Below are 20,863 nucleotides of genomic sequence, written 5' to 3'. Positions count from 1 at the left end.
GCGGCTTGAAAAATATGAATTTAAGTTAAATTGAGAGTCCTTTGTCATCAATATCTTCTACTCTTGCCACCAATAGTGCGGCAATTAAAAATGATACCCCGCTTGTTACCAATGCGAAAATCGGATGACCACCATAAAGGTATTCCACCATAGGTCCTCCGATAAAGGCATTCACGATCTGAGGTATGACAATGAAAAAGTTGAAAATACCCATGTAAACCCCCATTTTTTGGGGAGGGATGGCTCCAGCCAATATTGCGTATGGCATTGCTAGGATACTGGCCCAAGCAATACCGATTCCAACCATGGAGAGTATCAACCAATTTTCATCGGGCATTATGTAAATGGAAAGGAAACCGATGGCTCCTATGACTAGTGAAATGGTATGGGTCTTTTTTCGTCCTACCTTTTTTGCAATGGCCGGCAGGAAAAAGGCAAAAATGGCAGAAACCCCATTGTACACCCCAAACAGGATGCCCACCCAATCACCTGCATTTTGATAGGCGGTACTTTGGCTGTTGTTAGGGTCCAAACCATAAATATGTTCTGCAATGGCCGGGGTGGCGAATACCCAAAGACCAAAAAGTCCAAACCACGAAAAGAACTGTACCCAGCTCAATTGGCGCATGGTCTTTGGCATTTTGGCAAAGTCGGTAAATATATCCAACAGTCCCCCAGTGCTTATCGTATCATTTTTAGTTTCTTCATTTTGATTGAGCAACGCCATCTCCTCGGGTGTGTACTCCTTGGTGGTGAACACCGTGATTGCCACACTGACAATGAGTACCAATGCACCTATGACGAAGGAAAGTAACAGATTCAAAGGAATTTCCCCCGCAGCTGCCGTATTGCTGATTCCCACCCAATTCGTCAATGCGTAGGGAAGCCATGAGCCTATGACGGCCCCAACCCCGATAAGGACGGTTTGGATACTGTAGCCCAACGTTCTTTGGTCCGAAGGCAACATATCCGCAATCAAGGCCCGGAAAGGTTCCATGGCAATATTGAAGGAAGCATCCATGACCATGAGCATACCCGCGCCAACCCATAAGGAAGGCAAAAAGGCGGTGAACATGTCCGCATTGGGCATTAGAACAAGACCTAGGGATGCCAAAAGGGCCCCTGTTAAAAAATAGGGTCGTCTACGACCCAAACGGGTCCAGGTTTTATCGCTGTAATGGCCTACAATAGGCTGTACGATAAGTCCAGTGAGAGGAGCTACGATCCAAAACCAGGATAGTTCATGGACATCGGCCCCAAAACTTTGGAGAATTCTACTGGCATTGGCATTTTGGAGGGCAAAACCCATTTGAATTCCAAGAAATCCAAAACTGAGGTTCCAGATTTCCCAGAAGCTTAATCTAGGCTTTTGAAACATTGTGATCGGTGTTAGTTTCACAATATGAGCAGCTTAAACTACTCATTTTATTTACTTGGGAAGTAAAATATAAGCGTTGATAGGGACAAAGATATGTCTTTTTATAATAAAGAACCTCTTTTTGGCTTTTCCAGCTACAATTCAATTGATGTATTGTTTCTGGTGGAATCCCGAATAATAAGGTTTGTTTTCACCACTTGGGTGGTGTAGGGAGGTATCTGGTCCTTGTCCATTTTCTCCAATCTGTAAATGAGTGTTTCCGCTGCGAGTTCCCCCATATGGAAGCCATGCTGACTGACCGTGGTGAGGTGAGGTCTTGCATACTTGGAGAGGATACCATCGGAAAAGCCGATGACGGAAAGTTGCTCCGGCACGTCGAGGCCACGCAGCCTGGCCACATTTAAGGCGGTTACAGCGTAGATTTCGTTGACCCCGAAAATCCCGTCAATATCTGGGTGCATTTCAAACACCCTGTTGATACGTTGTTCCAAGTTTCTTTGATCATCTTCGGAATCCCCAAGTTCTCCGATTCGTACAACTAAATCTTCATGGTAGGGGATGTTGTTGGCGGCCAGTGCATCTTTATATCCCTCTGTTCTGAGGCGACCTATGTTCAAATAATCTTTTGTAGTAAGCAACAGGATTTTTTGGCGGCCCTCATCAATCAATTTTTGAATGGCCATACGCCCAGCCTCGCGATCATCTATGATTATTTTATCACATGGAATCTCATCAACGGCCCTATCGAACATTACCACGGGTATATTTTGGTTGATGGTCTCTCGGATGTGTTTATAATCCTTTTTCTGTAATGTTTCTTTGGAAAGTGATATGATAAAACCATCGATACTGCCATCAATCAGCATTTCCATGTTGATGATTTCTTTGTTGAACGATTCATTGGTCACTCCGATAATAACGTTGTATTCTTTGGAGTTCGCCACTTCTTCTATACCGGAAATGACTTTTGCGAAATAATGGTGCACTATTTCGGGAATTATCACGCCAATGGTCTTGGTTTTCCTGTTTTTGAGGCTGAGGGCAACACTGTTGGGGCGGTAGTTGTAGTATTTGGCGAATGCCTGTACTTTTTCCCTGTTCTCCTTACTGATATCCTTATTGTTCTTAAGTGCTTTGGATACAGTTGAAATGGAAAGCCCCAACTCCGAGGCAATCTTTTTGAGCGTCATTTTAGGCTTCATGCTGCATAATCTTTCATCGGATTCAGGGGAAAAATCCAATTATTTCCCAAATATACTCGGATTAAGAATCAGAAGGTAATTTTTTGTCAACCAGAAAACGTTGTAAGTGCCCAAAACTGACAAATGTCAAAAAAATGGGGGTCTTAATTACATATTTTCGCCTTTGGGAAGTGAAATATAGCAAATTCTTAAAAATTAACTTTAACAAACTTCAATATGAGAATTAAACGAATGTACCTCTTATGGTGCATGTTTTTGGTTCCTTTTGTTCAGTATGCCCAAATTACTGTGCAAGGGATGGTTACGGATACCGCAACCCAGGACCCATTACCTGGTGTGAGTATCATCATCAAAGGTACGAGTCAAGGTACGGCGACGGATTTTGATGGGAATTACCTGATCGAAGCCAATATGGGCGACACTTTAGTGTTCTCCTACATTGGATTTCAACCCAAGGAAGTAGTGGTTTCAGGGAGCACAATGAATGTTACCCTAGATGAAGACACTACACTACTCGATGAAGTTGTGGTCATCGGTTATGGTACCACAACGGTAGAGGATGCTACAGGTTCTGTTTCTTCGGTTACTACGGAAGACTTTAACAAAGGAGCCATTGTTTCCACTGATCAACTTCTTACGGGGAAAACAGCAGGGGTCCGAATTACAAACAATGGTGGACAGCCCGATTCCGCACCGAACATACGTATTCGAGGTGGATCTTCCTTGACGGCAAACAACAATCCATTGATTGTTATTGATGGTATTCCCGTGGATAATACAAATCCAGCTGGTGTTAGCAACCCGTTGACACTGATCAACCCAAACGATGTGGAGAGTTTTTCCATTTTAAAGGATGCTTCGGCCACGGCAATTTACGGTTCCAGAGCCTCTAATGGTGTTGTCATTATTACAACAAAAAAGGGTTTGACGGGGGAATTTAAGTTCAACTTTTCTTCCAATACAACGGTAAGTACCGTGGGTAAGGAAATAGATATGATGGATTCCAGTACATTTACCCGCTTCATTCAGGAATATCATCCCCAATTCACTAATTATTTGGGAGTAGATGACCCCAATACCGAAGCGGAGGATGATTTAGCTACCACAGATGTGATCGAGGGTAGAATTTTATCTGATACAGATTGGCAAGATGCCATTTACCGCACGGCAATTTCTTTTGATCATAATTTCAGCGCACGCGGTAGTATTTTCAAATCTGTGCCAATTCGTATGTCTTTAGGGTATACAGAAACCCAGGGTTTGGTAAAAACCAGTGATTACGAGCGTGTTACTACCTCGGTAAAACTGACTCCACGTTTCTTGGACGACCATCTTAAGATTGATTTGAATGCAAAAGGGATTATATCAAAAAAGAACGCCATCGATGAAGGCGGCGCACTGGGTGGTGCGGTGAACATGGATCCCACAAAACCAATTTATGATGATTCTGCTGACAATCGTTTTGGAGGATATTACCAAAACACGGTATTGGATGGTGGCTTTCTTAGCTTGGACGGTCAATGGAACCCAGTTGCCATTTTGATGCAACGTTATCGCCCTGAACAGGTGAGTAAGATTTTGGCCAATATGGAGCTTGATTACAAGATGCATTTTATGCCAGAACTTCGTGCTGTTGCCAATATAGGGGTTGAAGCTTCCAAAGCAAAAGTTAGGGAAGAATATACCGACAATTCCTTGGCAACATACCGTCAAGATGATACCGCAGTAGATCCAGCGGATAATTATCGATTCAATCCAGGGGTAAATTACAGGGAAAATCAAGATATCATCAATAAAACCCTTGAAGCTTATTTGGCTTATGAAAAGGATTTGGATGGAGCCATCACAAATTTTGATGTACAAGCAGGGTACTCTTACCAAAACTTTAGGAATGATGGTAATAAGGAAGAATACAATTATAACACCGCCACAGGTGAGCGTTTCTTGGTGTTCGACCCGCAAAACCCTACCAATAGATATTTTAACGAGCTCAATTTACAGTCATTCTTTGGACGGGGTAATATCAACTTATATGATAAATATTTGTTGACACTTTCCTTTAGGGCGGATGCATCATCGTTGTTCTCAGAAGAAAATAGATGGGGTTATTTCCCAGCTGCCGCATTTGCTTGGAAAATATATGAAGAGGATTTCATGGAAAATGCTGAATTCATCAATACTTTGAAGTTGAGACTTGGTTGGGGTAGAACAGGGCAGCAGGATATTACCGGAGCCGTTGGTTACTACCCATCACTGCCGTTGTTTGAGGCAGGTTCGGTAACCAGTCAGTACTTACAAGGCTATGCGCTTTACTCCGCGCGTCCGTACAATTCCGATCTAACTTGGGAAAAAGCGGAGACCTATAATGCGGGTCTGGATTTTGGATTGTTCCCTAACAATGTGCTAAGTGGGTCTTTTGATGTGTATTATAGGACCACTTCTGATTTGTTGGCAACGGTACCCGTTGCTCCAGGTCAAGCACTTACATCATCCTTTGTCAAAAACGTTGGAGAAACCGAGAGCAAAGGTTTTGAGGTCAATGTCAATGTGAAAGCTTTGACAACTGAAAAAATGAATCTTGAGTTTTATGGAAACACTGCCTACAATAGGGCGGAAGTGACCAATCTTGAAGATGTTTCCCGAATTACGGCCAGTGAGTCAGGTATTCCAACAGGTACAGGTGTGAATCTAGCCTATCATGCAGTGGGTTATCAACCGTATTCTGCTTGGGTGTTCAGACAATTGTACGATACCGAAGGAAATCCGATTCATGGAGCATTTGCTGATTTCAATGGAGATGGTACCGTGGATAATGACGATAGGTATTACCGTTCGCTACGTCCCAATTGGACTTTTGGTTTCGGTTTTAATTTCAACTATGGTAAGTTCGATTTGAGCTCTAGCTTCCGGGGACAATATGGAGGTCAGGTGTATAACTCACGAAGACTGACATCGGGTTGGATAGAGGGTGCCATTCCAAACAACTCCAATAGCTTGTCCAACGTTTTGGACTTTTATAACGGAGCAGCGGATTTCAACTTTGTTGACGTACGTGGAAACGTACCGTTCTCCGATTATTATTTGGAAGATGCCACTTTCCTAAGATGCGAGAATATAGTACTGGGTTATCGTTTGGATGACGCCTTGCCCAATGTATCCATGCGTTTTTATGGCGCTTTGAACAATCCGTTCATTATTACAAAATACAATGGACAGGACCCAGAGAATTTCAATGCAATAGACAATAATTTCTATCCAAGGCCTCGATCCTTCACGTTTGGGGTAAATGTGGATTTTTAAGATATAGCTGACATGAAAAAATTAATATCAATATTATTTTTAGTAGTTCCCTTGGCCTTAATGATACAAGGGTGTACCAAAGATTTGGATACCGAACCAGAGGTAGAGCTTACGTTGGATGAGCTCTTGGAGCAGGACCCAGATGCCGTTAGTGGTATTCTGTCAAGACTGTATGCCTCTTTTGCACTTTCAGGACCGGATGGGCCAGGAAGCTCGGATATAGACGACGATGCAGGGGAATCACCATTCCTTAGAGGGATTGTGAATCTTCAGGATTTTACGGCCGACGCCATGAAAAACCGTTGGGGGGATGATGGTTTGGACCAATTGACCACTACTTCCGATTGGGATGAGAACAACAAGTTTTTCCGTTATCTCTACAACCGTATTTATTATACCATTCCGCAGTCGAATAACCTGCTTTTGGTTTTAAGTGCGGTCGATTTGGAAAATAAGAATCAAATTGAAGGTGAGGTAAGGTTTATTCGTGCCTTGGCATATTACTATTTGATCGATTGTTTTGGGAAGGGAGTATTGGCTACTGAAGAAAACTATGGTACCTCAGATCCATTGCCCGAAGTAGACCGCCAAGAGTTGTTTACCTATGTGGAGAACGAGTTGTTGGCTGTTATTGAGCTATTGCCCGATACCAACGAATATGGTAGAGCCAATAAAAGTGTGGCACAAATGCTTCTGGCCAAGCTCTATATGAATGCAGGGGTTTATACAGGGACAACTATGTTTGATGAAGCAGTGCCTTTAGTGAATCAGGTAATCAATGAAGGGGGCTATTCATTGGATGAAGACTTTGTAAGTATCTTTTCCGGCGACAACTTCATGTCCAATGAAATTATTTTCCCGCTGATTGCTGATGCCGATATCAGCCAGAGTTATGGGAACACTACCTATATCGTCAACGGTAGTTTGGGAACCGAAACCATGACCCTTAGCGATTTTGGAGCTGAAGAAGGATGGAGCGGACACAGAGCCACCAAAGCATGGTACGGGCTTTTTAATGATGGAGACCTTGAAAACAGTACCGACGACAGGGCGGCTTTGTTCTGGACAGAAGGCCATAATTACGAAATGACCGATTACAGGGCATGGACCGATGGTTATCCAGCCGTTAAGTTCAGGAACACCTTCTTTTTCAGCGATTCCAATCCAACAAGTTTCTCCAGTACCGATTTTCCATTGTTCCGATTGGGCGATGCTTATTTAATGTATGCCGAGTTGGCCGTTAGAGGTGCTTCGGGTACTGAAATGGCAACCGCATTGGGTTATGTGAACGATGTTAGAAATCGTTCGAATGCAAGCTCCATTTCCCAATCAGCTTTGACCTTGGACTTCATTTTGGACGAGAGAGCTAGAGAACTCAACCTTGAAGGGCATAGGAGAAGCGATCTTATCCGTTTCGGCAAATTTACAGGGAACAGTTACCTATGGCCTTGGAAGGGAAATACCTTGAATGGTACCTCGATTCCAGATACCTACAGACTTTTCCCAATTCCATTGACCGCTTTGGAGGCCAATGAAAACCTAACTCAAAATCCAGGATTCTAATTAAAACGACTCTCATGAAAAACATAAAATTATTTATAGCACAAGTTTTAGGGGTGCTAACGGCCCTAGCTCTTTTCACTGCATGTGAAAATGACGATCACGTACCGGAATTTACCTTGAAGGCTGCTTCAGAAGATGTAGCTTTTCAAAATGAATTCTTGGCAGATTATTTACTTTCTGATGAAACGCCCGACAATATAGCCGAGCGCTTTGTTTGGAACGAAGTGGATTTTGGTGTGCCTACCGAAGTATCGTATCAATTGGAAGGATCTATATCCGAGAGTTTTGATGCCGATGGGGCTTATCAATTCGATTCGGGAACACTGACTACCCTGAATGCCAGTGTGACCGTAGGTCAATTGTTGACTATGGCCGAAGGTTTGGGATTGGACGATGACCCAGCTACGACGGATGATCAAGGAAACCCAAATAACACTGGAACTGTTTACTTCAAAGTAACCGCCTTTGCAGGAAGTGGGGAAGGTGTGGATGCTGTGACTACAGAGTCCCAGGTTGCTGCATTGACCATTACCGTTGTGGAAAAATCAGCCGATACTGGAGGTGGAATCCAAATTTCCAGTTGGGGAGTTGTAGGTTCTGGTTACAATGACTGGGGTGCTTTTGAAGATGCTCCATTCTACACAACGGATACAGACGGTGTGTTGGTAGCTTACGTTAACTTGATTGATGGGGAAATCAAATTCCGTGAAAACAACGAATGGAATAATGATTTTGGAGATACTGATGCTGATGGAACCTTGGATGCTGGTGGTGATAACATAGTAGTAACTGCAGGGGATTACAAAATCACAATGAATTTAAATGATAACACCTATACCATGGAGGAATATTCCTGGGGTGTTGTCGGATCTGGATACAACGATTGGGGTAATCTAGGTCCCGATGCCAAATTTTTCTACGATTACACCACCGATACCTTTAAAGTGGGTGTTAAGTTGATTGATGGTGAGATCAAATTCAGAATGAACAACGAATGGGTTACCGACTTTGGTGATTCAGGAGCCGATGGAACCTTGGATGCAGGAGGGGATAACTTGGTCGTTACTGCAGGATATTATTTAATCACTTTGGATTTCAATGCAGGAACTTATACCATGGAAGAAGCTGAACTTCTAGGTGTGGTCGGTTCAGGATATAACGACTGGGGTAACGCTGGAGATGACTACATGTTGACCGAAGTGAATCCAGGAGTATGGGTTGGCGAAAATGTAGAGTTGATCGATGGCGAAATTAAGTTCAGGGTAAATGAAGCTTGGGATTCTGATTATGGAGATACCGGAGCCGATGGAACTCTAGATCCAGGAGGCGATAATATCGCAGTTACTGCAGGAACCTATTTGATCAAATTAGATCTTTCAGAAGGAGGTTCGTCTGCTTATTCGCTCAATGCGAGATAGGTAAGAGGAGCCCCTTGTAAATAAAAAGATAAAGGGGAATGGCTTAGCCGTTTCCCTTTATTTATAAATAATCAATATGAAGAAATTTTTACTTTTTGGTTTTCTGTTATCTGCTATAGCTTCTTGGTCCCAAGTTACCATTGAACCCTATCCCTTTGCCATGGATGATGAAATAACCATTACCGTGGATGCCAACAGTAATGAAACGGACTGTAATGGATTGTCAAACCCGAACAAGGTCTATCTACACTCAGGTATTGGTGACGACGTAGATCCTTGGACCACGGTCATTGGAAATTGGGGTCAGGATGATGGTATTGGTGAGATGACCGACAATGGAGATGGTACGTGGAGCATCACTCTTGTACCCGAAACCTATTACGGGTTAACTGCCGAGCAAGCCGATAATGCCACTCAAATGGGAATGGTATTTCGCAATGCAGCAGGCGATCAGGAGCTGAAGGATAATGGATGTAACGATTTCTTTTTTGAGGTAGGGACCTTTCAACTACAATTGAACAGTCCTACGGAAAGTTTGACCTTGTTGAATCCAGGGGATAATTTATCCATAGCAGCATCAAGTTCGGTGGTGGCAGATTTTACCTTGACCGTTAACGGTAACATCGTGGATACATCCAATGGAACCGAATATACCTACGATGATGTGAACATTACAGAAAATTCACAGTACACCTTGGAAGCCGAAAGTGGAGGGGAAACCCGTACTGAGGACTTCATGGTTGTGGTTAATGTGGAAGAAGAGGCAGTTCCCGTTGGAATGATGGACGGCATCAATTTGGACCCAAACGATGATACATCCGCAACATTGGTCCTTTATGCACCCGGGAAGGAGATCGTCCATCTTATTGGGGATTTCAACAATTGGACCATTGAAAATGATTATTTGCTGAAAAAGGACACTGCTCAAAATCGTTTTTGGATAGAGTTGACAGGGCTTACCCCTCAAGCCAATCACCTGTATCAGTATGTAGTGGATGGAGAGATTACAGTGGCCGACCCATATTCCACCCTTATTTTGGATGAAAACAATGATTCGTACATAGATAATGTTACCTATCCAAATTTGCCAGAATACCCCACGGGACAAACAGAACACGCTGTTACGGTACTCAGAACGGGAGACCCGGAATACAATTGGGTTAATAATGATGTGGTATTGCCCAGCAAGACCGATTTGGTCGTTTACGAACTGTTGATCAGGGATTTTGATGAACTGCACAGTTTCGATGCCGTACGCGCTCGGTTGGATTATCTACAAGCGCTCGGTGTAAACGCCATAGAATTAATGCCCATTTCCGAGTTTGATGGAAACGAAAGCTGGGGCTATAATCCATCTTTCCATATGGCCTTGGACAAATATTATGGAAATGCCGAAACCTTCAAACAATTGGTGGATGAATGCCACGGCAGGGGCATGGCTGTTATTTTGGACGTCGTTTTCAACCATGCTACGGGACAAAACCCATATTATCGACTATGGAATACCGACAACGGAGGTTATGGAGGTGCAGCTACCGGTGATAGCCCATTTTTCAATGCAGAACCGACCCATTCCTACAATGTTTTCAACGACTTTAATCATAGCCAACAAGCCACCCAGGATTATGTGAAGCGTGTTTCACAGTTTTGGATTGAAGAATATAATATTGATGGTTATCGCTGGGATTTGACCAAAGGCTTTACCCAAAACTGCACTGCTTCCGATGAAGGCTGCACGGGCAGTTATCAAGCCGATAGGGTCGCCGTCCTCAAGGAATATGCGGACTATCAATGGGAGGTCAACGAGGATTTCTTGGTCATCTTTGAACATTTGGGTACCAATGAGGAAGAAACCGAGTGGGCCGAATATCGATTGGATGAAGGCAAGGGAATCATGTTATGGGGCAATCTTAATGGTCCATACAGTGAGGCGGCTATGGGTTGGAACGACAACTCTGATTTCTCGTGGGTATCCTATCTAAACCGAAACTGGACAGTTCCTTCCAACGTATCTTATATGGAAAGTCATGATGAGGAGCGCATGATGTATCGTAACCTGAATTACGGAAATGCATCAGGCGATTACAATATACAGGAACTCTCCACCGCTTTGGACAGATTGGAACTGGCAGGAGCCTTCTTCTTTACCATTCCGGGTCCGAAAATGATCTGGCAATTCGGTGAACTGGGATACGATTACTCCATAGACTACAACGGAAGAATCGGAAACAAACCCATCCGGTGGGATTATTTCGACAATGCTGATAGAAAGGATGTTTACGACACGTGGTCGGACCTAAACCTATTGGCAGTGGAAGAATCCATTTTTGAAACCGCAGACTTTTCCTTGGATGTGGATAGTTCCACAGGTTTAAAAACCATCCATTTAACCAATGCTTCAGCAGGAGTGGATGAAATTGGTTACGTAACCATTGTGGGGAACTTTGGAGTGGAAGAACAGGAAATCGACCCAAAATTTCAAGAAACAGGCGTCTGGTACGAGTTTTTGGCGAACAATCTAAAGCATGTCGTCGTCGATGTAAACGAACCTTTGGTTTTGGCTCCAGGGGAGTATCGCATATTTGGCAACAACCCAACTGGCCTTTTTCCAAACGATAACCCACCCGATGAAGATTCCGACGGGGTTGTTGATGCCAACGATCTTTGTCCGGGCACAACTCTCGGTGCAGTTGTCAACGTTGACGGTTGTGAGGTTTTTTCCTTGCCAGAGGAGAACTTTACTGTAATGACCAGCAGCGAAACCTGTAGAGGAAGCAACAATGGAAGCATAACAGTCACGGCTATCGAGTCGCTCGCTTATACAGCGAGTTTATCAGGAAGTACAGAGGAATCTGCCAATTTTGAGGATGAGGTTGTGTTCGAAAACTTATCAGCAGGAAGCTATGAACTTTGTATTACGGTTTCTGGACAATCCAACTATCAGCAATGCTATGCATTGACCATTACAGAACCTGAGTCCTTGGAAGTGTATTCCAATGTCAACAAGAATAATAATGTACTTTCCTTGGAACTCAAGGGTTCGGATTTTTATACGATTCAAATCAATGATGAGGTGTATTTGACATCCAAGGGGTCATTCGAAATGAAGCTGAATCAATCGGTGAACAAAATAAAGGTATCTACCGATAAAGATTGCCAAGGAGTGTCCGAAGAAACATTTTTGCTAGCAGATAGGGCAGCAGCATACCCGAATCCCATAGTTGATGAAAATACCGTGTCTGTCGACCTTGGTTTTGATATCAATGATGAAATGAACGTTCAAGTTTTTGATTTGAACGGAAAGCTCCATTATTCCAACAGTGTGGAAGCACAGTTTGGCAAATTTGGCATCGACCTATCCGGTTTTGCCAAAGGCATGTACTTTATTAAAGTGTCCGGCAAGGAAACGTCACACGAATTTAAAATCATAAAACAATGAAAATAGTCTATAAATATCTCGTTCTTTTCATGGTGTTGCCGCTATTTTCTTGTGGAGGTGGAGGTGATGACCCAACACCACCTGAACCTGAACCAGAGGTGCCCGCTCCATCGGCAGCTATATTGATCTATCCAGATAATAACGAAGCGTGCACCGAGGGAGTATTGGTTTCCGAAACCGAAAGCCAGGTTACTTTTGAGTGGACCGCTTCCGAAAATACAGATACCTATACCCTTGTGTTGACCAATCTGGAGACTGGGGAGGAAAGCTCTTCCAATACATCAAATATTGATATTCAGTTGACCTTGGAACGAGGCACTGCCTATTCATGGTCGATTGTCACTAGTGCTGAGGGAACCAATGAAACGGCTTCGAGCGAAACATGGCGTTTTTACAATGCAGGAGCCGCCATAGAAAATTATGCTCCGTTTCCGGCATACGGACCCTACCCAAAAATGGGGGAAGCCATTAATGCTGGAACAATCAGTTTGGCATGGGAAGGAACCGATTTGGACGGGGATGCCTTGTCCTACACCGTTTATTTGGGTACATCAAGCCCGCCAAGCTCAGTTTTAGGGGAAACAGATACGAATAGTTTTGAGACCACTATAAATGCTGATACGGTTTATTATTGGCAAGTGGTCACTGTGGATAGTGCAGGAAATAGTTCCACATCAGAAATTTTTGAATTTAAGACCAACCCTTAAAATGGTCTTTTAGTTTAGTTGAGATAGGGGCTTTATGCCCCTATTTTTTTGGTTGTGATCAAGAAAAAATAACGGTCTTGTTGTTGTAGACCATGGTTTTCCGAGCTACGTGAAGCTGCACGGCACGTGAAAGGACTATGCGTTCCAAATCCCTGCCTTTTGCAATAAAATCCTTAACGGAATGCGTATGCGAAACTGTGGTGACATCTTGCTCAATAATGGGCCCCGCATCCAAATCCTCAGTAACGTAATGGCTGGTGGCACCAATAATTTTAACGCCTCGATTAAAAGCGGCATGGTAAGGTTTGGCCCCCGCAAATGCTGGCAAGAAAGAGTGATGGATGTTGATGATTTTTTGGGGGAATTCATCGATCACCTTTGGTGATACTATCTGCATATACCTAGCCAATACAATAAAATCCACCCCATATTTTCCCAAAAGTTCCAGTTGTTTGTCCTCGGCCTCAGCTTTATTTTCTTTGGTTACGGGAATGTGGAAATAAGGGATGTTGAACTGCTCTGCCACATATTCCAAATCTTTATGGTTGCTCAAAATAAAAGGGATTTCAACAGAAAGTTCCCCAGAATTGTACCTGCTCAGCAGATCGTAAAGGCAATGATTGTACTTGGAAACAAAAATGGCCATTTTGGGTCTGTACATATCCGTATAGGCATCCCATTCCATATTAAAGCCTTCCGCCAATTCACGTCCAAATTCCATTTTGAATTTAGGTAGATCCAGATCCTGTTCAAATTCACTCTTTAAACGCATAAAAAATACGCCCGCCTGTTTGTCCACATGTTGGTCAAGGTAGACTACGTTTCCTTTTTGCTGATGTATAAAGGTGGTCACGGAGCGGATGATACCAGATTGGTCCGGGCAATTGATAAGAATGGTCAGTTTCATTGAACAGGTTTGAACGGATAAAATTATGGTATTCAAAAAAGGAAGTCCAAACTTTTAATATTTTTTGTATAATCTTAATCAAAACCAATTTTCATTTGCATTTTCTGTAAATTGCAGGGCGAAAACAGACCTTTTATTGCAGATGGAACAAATTAAACCCTACACACCCAAACATAAAATCAGAATTGTGACCGCAGCTTCCCTGTTCGATGGACACGATGCAGCCATCAATATTATGCGAAGGATTATCCAAGCCACCGGAGTTGAGGTGATTCATTTGGGGCATGATAGGAGTGTGGCCGAAGTGGTGGATTGTGCCATTCAAGAAGATGCTAATGCCATAGCAATGACCTCGTACCAAGGAGGGCATAACGAATACTTCCGCTATATGTTCGATTTGCTGAAGGAAAGAGGCGCGGCACACATCAAAATCTTTGGTGGCGGAGGCGGTGTCATCCTTCCAGAGGAAATAAAGGAGTTGATGGATTATGGGATCGAGCGAATTTATTCTCCGGACGATGGTAGGGAAATGGGACTGCAAGGAATGATAAACGATTTAGTGAAACGATGTGATACGGCCGTTCCCGATTTACACCTTCCTAAAGGAAAATCACTGGAGGACGAACTGGAAAGAAAGCATCCGAATACCTTGGCCCGATTGATTTCATTGGCCGAGAACCGCCATAGGGAGTACGAGAAATTTCAACAAGAAATTGAACATAGACAGGCCAACGTACCTGTTCTGGGCATTACTGGTACAGGTGGGGCGGGAAAATCGAGTTTGGTCGACGAATTGGTACGGCGTTTTTTGATGGATTTTCCCGATAAGCATATCGGTATTGTTTCGGTGGATCCCTCAAAACGAAAAACGGGAGGCGCGCTTTTGGGTGATAGGATCCGAATGAATGCCATCAACAGCGATAGGGTATACATGCGTTCCTTGGCTACGCGACAATCCAATTTGGCCCTGTCCAAACACGTATCCGAGGCGGTTCAAGTGCTGAAAGCTGCAAAATATGACCTGATTATCTTGGAAACCTCCGGAATCGGTCAATCCGATACCGAAATTTTGGAACACAGCGATGTTGCGCTCTATGTGATGACGCCAGAGTTTGGTGCGGCCACGCAATTGGAAAAAATTGACATGCTGGACTTTGCCGATATTGTAGCCATCAATAAGTTCGATAAACGTGGTGCTTTGGACGCCCTTCGCGATGTTAAAAAACAATATGCCCGTAATCATGGATTATGGCATACCAATGAAGACGAACTCCCCATTTTTGGAACCATTGCTTCGCAGTTCAACGACCCCGGGATGAACAATCTCTATAAAAAGGTGATGGGCACCTTGGTGGAGAAAGCGGGTTCCAATTTGGAATCGACCATCGAGATTACCCAAGAAATGGCGGAGAAAATCTACGTGATTCCGCCAGCACGGACCCGATATTTATCAGAAATAGCTGAAAATAATAGAGGTTATGATGCCAAGGCAAAGGAAGAATCCAAAATAGCTCAAAAGCTTTACGGTATCTTTTTGACATTAGCTTCTACTTTGGAAATGGACCAAGAACAAGCCGAGGAGCTGTTTTTGGATAAATCGGGCTTGAACGAGGAGGAAATTGAATCCCATATCAAAAATGAGGAATCCAAAGAATTTATTTCATTACTGCTAAAGGAGTTCGACAAAGTCAAGATGCATCTGAACCCGTATCATTGGGAGGCTATTTTAAGATGGCAGGAAAAGGTAAAACGCTACAAATCTGAAATCTATTCCTTTAAAGTTCGAGAAAAGGAGGTCAAGATAAAAACCCATACCGAATCCCTATCGCACAGTCAGATTCCGAAAGTTTCCTTGCCCAAATACCGAGCTTGGGGAGATGTTTTACAATGGATATTGAAAGAAAATGTACCCGGTGAATTTCCATACACGGCAGGTTTGTATCCGTTTAAAAGGGAAGGAGAGGACCCAACCCGAATGTTTGCGGGTGAGGGAGGACCCGAACGTACCAACCGACGCTTCCATTATGTGAGTATGGACATGCCCGCCAAACGATTGTCAACCGCTTTCGATTCGGTGACGTTGTACGGAAACGACCCGGACCATCGGCCTGATATTTACGGAAAAATCGGTAATGCAGGAGTGTCCATTTGTTGTTTGGACGATGCCAAAAAATTGTATTCAGGATTTGACTTGAGCAGCCCGATGACTTCGGTAAGCATGACCATTAATGGCCCTGCGCCTATGCTGTTGGCCTTTTTTATGAATGCTGCCATAGACCAAAACTGTGAGAAATACATTAAAGAAAATGGTTTGCAGAAAAAGGTCGAGGACAAAATCAAAACCATCTTTAAAGAGAAGGGGATGGCACAGCCCCAATATTATGGGGGACTTCCCGAAGGGAATAATGGCTTGGGATTGATGCTTTTAGGGGTTACGGGGGACCAAGTGCTACCAAAAGAAGTGTATCAGGAAATAAAAGCCAAGACCCTTAACCAAGTTCGAGGTACGGTACAGGCCGATATATTAAAAGAAGACCAGGCGCAGAACACCTGCATTTTCTCGACCGAGTTTGCCCTAAGGTTAATGGGCGATGTGCAAGAATATTTTATTGAACAGCAAGTACGCAATTTTTATTCGGTTTCCATATCGGGCTACCACATTGCCGAGGCGGGTGCCAACCCCATCACCCAATTGGCATTTACGCTGTCCAACGGGTTTACCTACGTGGAGTACTATTTGAGCCGAGGCATGGACATCAACAAATTTGGCCCGAACCTTTCTTTTTTCTTCTCCAATGGTGTGGATCCGGAGTATGCGGTTATTGGTCGCGTAGCTCGTCGTATTTGGTCCAAAGCCCTGAAAGAGAAATATGGGGCCAACCCGAGAGCGCAAATGCTCAAATACCATATTCAAACTTCGGGAAGGAGTCTGCATGCGCAGGAAATTGATTTTAACGATATCCGTACCACGCTTCAGGCCCTGTATGCGATTTATGACAACTGTAATTCATTGCACACCAATGCTTACGATGAAGCCATTACCACACCGACTGAGGAATCGGTGCGCAGGGCCATGGCCATACAGTTGATCATTAATAAAGAATTGGGTCTGGCCAAAAATGAAAACCCAATTCAAGGTTCATTTATTATTGAAGAATTGACAGATTTGGTGGAAGAGGCCGTTTTGATGGAGTTTGACAGGATTACCGAACGTGGTGGTGTGCTTGGTGCCATGGAAACCATGTACCAGCGTTCCAAAATACAAGAAGAGAGCCTTCATTACGAAACTTTAAAGCACTCCGGGGAATATCCCATTATTGGAGTGAATACATTTTTGAGTTCCAAAGGCTCACCTACCATTTTACCTACCGAGGTAATACGGGCTACCGAAACCGAAAAGGAAAATCAAATCGAAACCTTGCAAAATCTACACAAAAGGGAAGCTGATAAAGCTGCGGAGCACTTGAACGAATTACAGGAAGCGGCTATCAATAATGAAAACATTTTTGCAAAATTGATGGAAGCTGCAAAATATTGTTCACTGGGCCAGCTTACCGAAGCTTTGTTCCAAGTGGGAGGGCAATACCGAAGAAATATGTAGGGGGGGAACTTAGTCGTTCTTGTTGATCAAGGACTTTCTCCACTTTTTAAAGGAAACTCGGAATATCCGAATCTCTCTGCGAAGAAGATTTAGGTATTCCTTTTCTTTGACACCGTCCCTTTCCAAACCATTGCAATAGGCCAAGATGTTACGGGTCATAATGTTTACGTACGAAAGACTTCTCATTCGCGAGGTATGGCAATTGCTCAATGCAGCTTGTTCCACTTCTTTTGTAATCAAATCAGCATCCGTCAAAAGGGATTTGGAGATGTCGTCTCGGAAGGAATCAATTTTACGCAAAGACAGCATTTCCCTGTTTTGGGCAAAATAGGCCGCTACAGCTTCGCTCATGTCGCGTAGCGCCAAAGATTTACGATAAACACCTAAGGAGTTAAGGGAATTTCTCTCCATTTTCAATAGCAATTTTGTACTATAAAATTAAGCACGATTTAAATTTTTTTACTTTTGTTAATAAAGCAATTATTCGATTTTACTTTCGATAGTAAAAAAATAGTGGTAAATTTCTTTTGATATGAAGATAGATGACTTGAATTGGCAAATCCTGAATCATTTGCAACAAAATGCGAGGGAATCTTTTGCCAATATTGGAAGGAAAATCGGGTTGACACCACCCGCTGTGGCGGAGCGCGTAAAAAAGATGGAGGACCTCGGAATTATTGAGCGTTACAGCACTAAAATTTCGTATGTAGAGGCCGGGTATCAGCTAAAGGCCATTATTATGTTGCGTGCTTTTATGGGGAAACTCAAACCGTTTTTGGATAAGGTCAAAACGTTCCGGGAAGTGGTAAACTGCTATCGAATTACGGGAAATGAGAACATCATTATGGAGGTAGTGCTTCGTGATCAGTCGCATTTAGAAGAATTTATTGATGAACTGATCGTATATGGTGAGTGCAGGACACATATTGTATTGTCCAACGTTGTGGCCAATTCGCCGATTCAAAAAAATAGGACAGCCAAGTAGTTGCCGGATAAATTTGACGTTTTTAAAACAAACTTTGGCTAGATTTTTGTTAAAATAGGGTTATGAGAAAAACATATTTGTTACCGCTTCTGACTATTTTTTGCATATTTTCTGTCTTTTCGCAACAAATGGTTTTGAAAAAGGGGGAGATTATTGATAATCTCTCGGTCAACGATTCAACCAAAAACAGCTACTCCCTTTATATTCCCAAAACATTCTCCATGGACGAAAAATGGCCGTTGCTAATGATTTTTGATACGGAGGGGAATGAGAAAAAGGCACTGTCCATGTTTGTACTTGCTGCGGAAAAGGAAGGCTATGTTTTGGCGGCCCCAAAGTTGATCGACAGTATTTCTTTGACCAAGAATATGGTAGTGGCTGGCCAAGTTATTCAGAAAGTTACAAGTCTATTGCCAATACATAATGATCGGATTTATGCCGCAGGCGAGGATTCCGGAGGGCAATTTGCCAGTTTGGTGCCCATTCTGATCAATGGGGTCAACGGAGCCATGTCCATTGGCGCCTCCTTATCCAATAGCGAACTCATTAATGTTAAAAAGCCTTTTCATTTTATAGGTATGGTCAGCAAAGAAAACTTTAATTATCCATTTATGCTGACGGATACCAAGCTTTTGGACCGCTATAAGTTTCCCAATCAGGTTTTGTTGTTCGATGGAAATGGCAACTGGCCAGGAGTGGCTTATTTACAAAAAGGAATGCAGCTCTTCACCCTCGATGCCATGGGACGAAAATGGATTCCCCAAGATACATCCTATATCGAAAAAGCGTACCAGGAAGATTTGCAAAAGTTGAATCAGTTGAAAAGCATTGGCGATTTATTGTGGGCGGAACAATATATGACAGAAATGACTTCCATATACGGAGCTTTAAAAAATATGGACTCCCTAAGGTCGGTACAGCGAGACCTTCGGAGAAACAGGGATTATAAAACCTTGAAACGAGCGGAAAATGCCGCTTTCTTAAAAGAGTCCATGCTGAAAGAAGATTATCAATATTATATGGAGGAGGATGTTTATACCCATAATTTCAACAATTTGGGTTGGTGGAACCATCAAATGGACGAGATAGAAAAATTTATTTCTGGTTCAAAACCGTATGAAAAACAAATGGGACATCGGTTAAAGGGTTTTGTAAATGCATTGGCAGAGGATAACATTAACATTATAGCTTCGGAAAAGGTGGTTGATGAAGATGCCTTGGCATTTTTGTATATGCTTAAAACAATTTTAGAACCGGACAACTACGGGTATTATCTAAAAACCATTTCAATCAGTGCAAAAAATGATGATTTTGGCACTTCGTTATTCTATTTGGAGGAGTTATTGAAAAAGGGCTTCAAGGACAAGGAAAAGCTCTATAATCTGGAAAATACAGCCTTGTTTAGAATTACACCGGAGTTTAACGAGCTTGTCTCAAAATATTTGAAAGACGCGCGGTACGATATTAAGGTCGATGAAAATTAATCTATCAGGTAGGCTTGACACTGATTTAGTTTAGAGCTGTATTTTTGTACAAATACTTTCTGAATGAAATACGTAATCCTACTTTCAGTTATATTCCTAACAGCCTGTGGTCAAGGAAAAAAATATCATGACAAAGAAAAGACGGTAGCAGTTGAATCCGACTTGATCGCCGGTATTCTTGAATATCAAAAAGAACAGAACGAAAGTTTTAGAGACCCGGATTCCTCTCCTTTGCCCGACAAATACCGTAAAGATTTTGAAGGGCTCGATTTTTTTGCGCCCGATACCACTTATATAGTAAAGGCCCACTTTGTACGCACTCCCGATGCCGACCCTTTTTTAATGCCCAGCACTACGGATAGGCAAACACGAGAGGTGGTCTACGGAATTGCACATTTTACCTTGAATGGTACAGCGCATCAATTGGAAGTCTACCAAAGTTTGGATTTGATGGACGATGAGGAATATGAAGATTATCTGTTTTTGCCTTTTTTGGATAATACCAATGGTGAAGAAACGTATGGTGGTGGCAGGTATATCGATTTGTCCATCCCGGAAGGGGATACCTTGGTGATTGACTTTAACAAAGCGTACAACCCCTATTGTGTTTATAACAAAAAGTACTCCTGCCCTCTAGTGCCAAGGCAAAATTATTTGAGAACTAAAGTGAGAGCAGGAGTGAAAAATTTTAACAAGGACTAAAAAAGCCTTAATCCTATTGGAAGAAGGCTTTTTTTCGTGGTGCGCCGTGCATGACGTATTACTAGGCGGTGAAAGTCCGCTATGAGGGTTGATAGCTACCTATCATTAGCCAAGGGCAAGGGTGTCCACCGCGAGGTGGAATCTGAAGGAAGCCGGCGGCAAAGTTCCGGTCCGAGG

13 protein-coding genes are annotated in these 20,863 nt (G+C 43.0%); 9 read left to right on the top strand and 4 right to left on the bottom strand.

Features of this window, described 5'->3' with window-relative positions:
- Nucleotides 1-25: 25 nt before the first annotated feature.
- Together AC13CC_RS16275 and AC13CC_RS16270 are read right to left on the bottom strand one after the other, a co-directional pair.
- A complete protein-coding gene (locus tag AC13CC_RS16275; protein WP_482877016.1) occupies nucleotides 26-1,378 on the bottom strand; it encodes an MFS transporter in 1,353 nt (450 codons plus the stop codon).
- Nucleotides 1,379-1,512: 134 nt separating this feature from the next.
- Nucleotides 1,513-2,580, bottom strand: a complete 1,068-nt coding sequence (locus AC13CC_RS16270; RefSeq protein WP_482877015.1) for a LacI family DNA-binding transcriptional regulator — start codon at nucleotides 2,578-2,580, stop codon at nucleotides 1,513-1,515.
- A 216-nt stretch (nucleotides 2,581-2,796) separates the two neighbouring features.
- Between AC13CC_RS16270 and AC13CC_RS16265 the strand changes: the two genes are divergently transcribed.
- From AC13CC_RS16265 to AC13CC_RS16245, 5 genes are all read left to right on the top strand, one after another.
- Complete coding sequence (locus tag AC13CC_RS16265; RefSeq protein WP_482877014.1) at nucleotides 2,797-5,880, top strand: SusC/RagA family TonB-linked outer membrane protein; 3,084 nt, start codon at nucleotides 2,797-2,799, stop codon at nucleotides 5,878-5,880.
- A 12-nt stretch (nucleotides 5,881-5,892) separates the two neighbouring features.
- Nucleotides 5,893-7,443 carry a RagB/SusD family nutrient uptake outer membrane protein gene (locus AC13CC_RS16260; protein ID WP_482877012.1) on the top strand — a complete coding sequence of 517 codons (1,551 nt, stop codon included), beginning with the start codon at nucleotides 5,893-5,895 and terminating at the stop codon, nucleotides 7,441-7,443.
- 14 nt (nucleotides 7,444-7,457) lie between these two features.
- Entirely contained in the window at nucleotides 7,458-8,861 is a 1,404-nt protein-coding gene (locus AC13CC_RS16255) for a SusF/SusE family carbohydrate-binding protein (protein ID WP_482877010.1), read from the top strand.
- Nucleotides 8,862-8,937: 76 nt separating this feature from the next.
- Complete coding sequence (locus AC13CC_RS16250; RefSeq protein WP_482877008.1) at nucleotides 8,938-12,300, top strand: alpha-amylase family glycosyl hydrolase; 3,363 nt, start codon at nucleotides 8,938-8,940, stop codon at nucleotides 12,298-12,300.
- Entirely contained in the window at nucleotides 12,297-13,007 is a 711-nt protein-coding gene (locus tag AC13CC_RS16245) for a hypothetical protein (RefSeq protein WP_482877006.1), read from the top strand. The genes AC13CC_RS16250 and AC13CC_RS16245 overlap by 4 nt, the downstream gene beginning before the upstream one ends.
- A gap of 58 nt (nucleotides 13,008-13,065) precedes the next feature.
- On the opposite strand, the gene purU is transcribed toward AC13CC_RS16245, so the two are convergent.
- Nucleotides 13,066-13,914, bottom strand: a complete 849-nt coding sequence (purU, locus tag AC13CC_RS16240; protein WP_326277945.1) for a formyltetrahydrofolate deformylase — start codon at nucleotides 13,912-13,914, stop codon at nucleotides 13,066-13,068.
- A gap of 142 nt (nucleotides 13,915-14,056) precedes the next feature.
- Here purU and AC13CC_RS16235 point away from each other — a divergent pair, with 142 nt between their 5' ends.
- The gene (locus AC13CC_RS16235; protein WP_482877005.1) at nucleotides 14,057-17,515 is read left to right on the top strand and encodes a methylmalonyl-CoA mutase family protein; all 3,459 of its coding nucleotides are present in this window, start codon (nucleotides 14,057-14,059) and stop codon (nucleotides 17,513-17,515) included.
- A 9-nt stretch (nucleotides 17,516-17,524) separates the two neighbouring features.
- On the opposite strand, the gene AC13CC_RS16230 is transcribed toward AC13CC_RS16235, so the two are convergent.
- Nucleotides 17,525-17,926: a hypothetical protein gene (locus AC13CC_RS16230; RefSeq protein WP_326277941.1), complete on the bottom strand. Its 402-nt coding sequence runs from the start codon at nucleotides 17,924-17,926 to the stop codon at nucleotides 17,525-17,527.
- A gap of 121 nt (nucleotides 17,927-18,047) precedes the next feature.
- On the opposite strand from AC13CC_RS16230, the gene AC13CC_RS16225 reads away from it, so the two are divergent.
- The 3 genes from AC13CC_RS16225 (at nucleotide 18,048) to AC13CC_RS16215 (ending at nucleotide 20,686) form a co-directional block, all read left to right on the top strand.
- Complete coding sequence (locus AC13CC_RS16225) at nucleotides 18,048-18,500, top strand: Lrp/AsnC family transcriptional regulator (RefSeq protein ID WP_293168416.1); 453 nt, start codon at nucleotides 18,048-18,050, stop codon at nucleotides 18,498-18,500.
- Nucleotides 18,501-18,628: 128 nt separating this feature from the next.
- Nucleotides 18,629-19,984: an alpha/beta hydrolase gene (locus tag AC13CC_RS16220; RefSeq protein ID WP_482877002.1), complete on the top strand. Its 1,356-nt coding sequence runs from the start codon at nucleotides 18,629-18,631 to the stop codon at nucleotides 19,982-19,984.
- A gap of 63 nt (nucleotides 19,985-20,047) precedes the next feature.
- Complete coding sequence (locus AC13CC_RS16215) at nucleotides 20,048-20,686, top strand: DUF1684 domain-containing protein (RefSeq protein WP_326277936.1); 639 nt, start codon at nucleotides 20,048-20,050, stop codon at nucleotides 20,684-20,686.
- Nucleotides 20,687-20,863: the final 177 nt, after the last annotated feature.

The organism is Flagellimonas sp. L-11, assembly GCF_056857735.1.
Note: the sequence above shows the minus strand (reverse complement) of the source record. Positions and strands in the feature narration are given on the sequence as shown.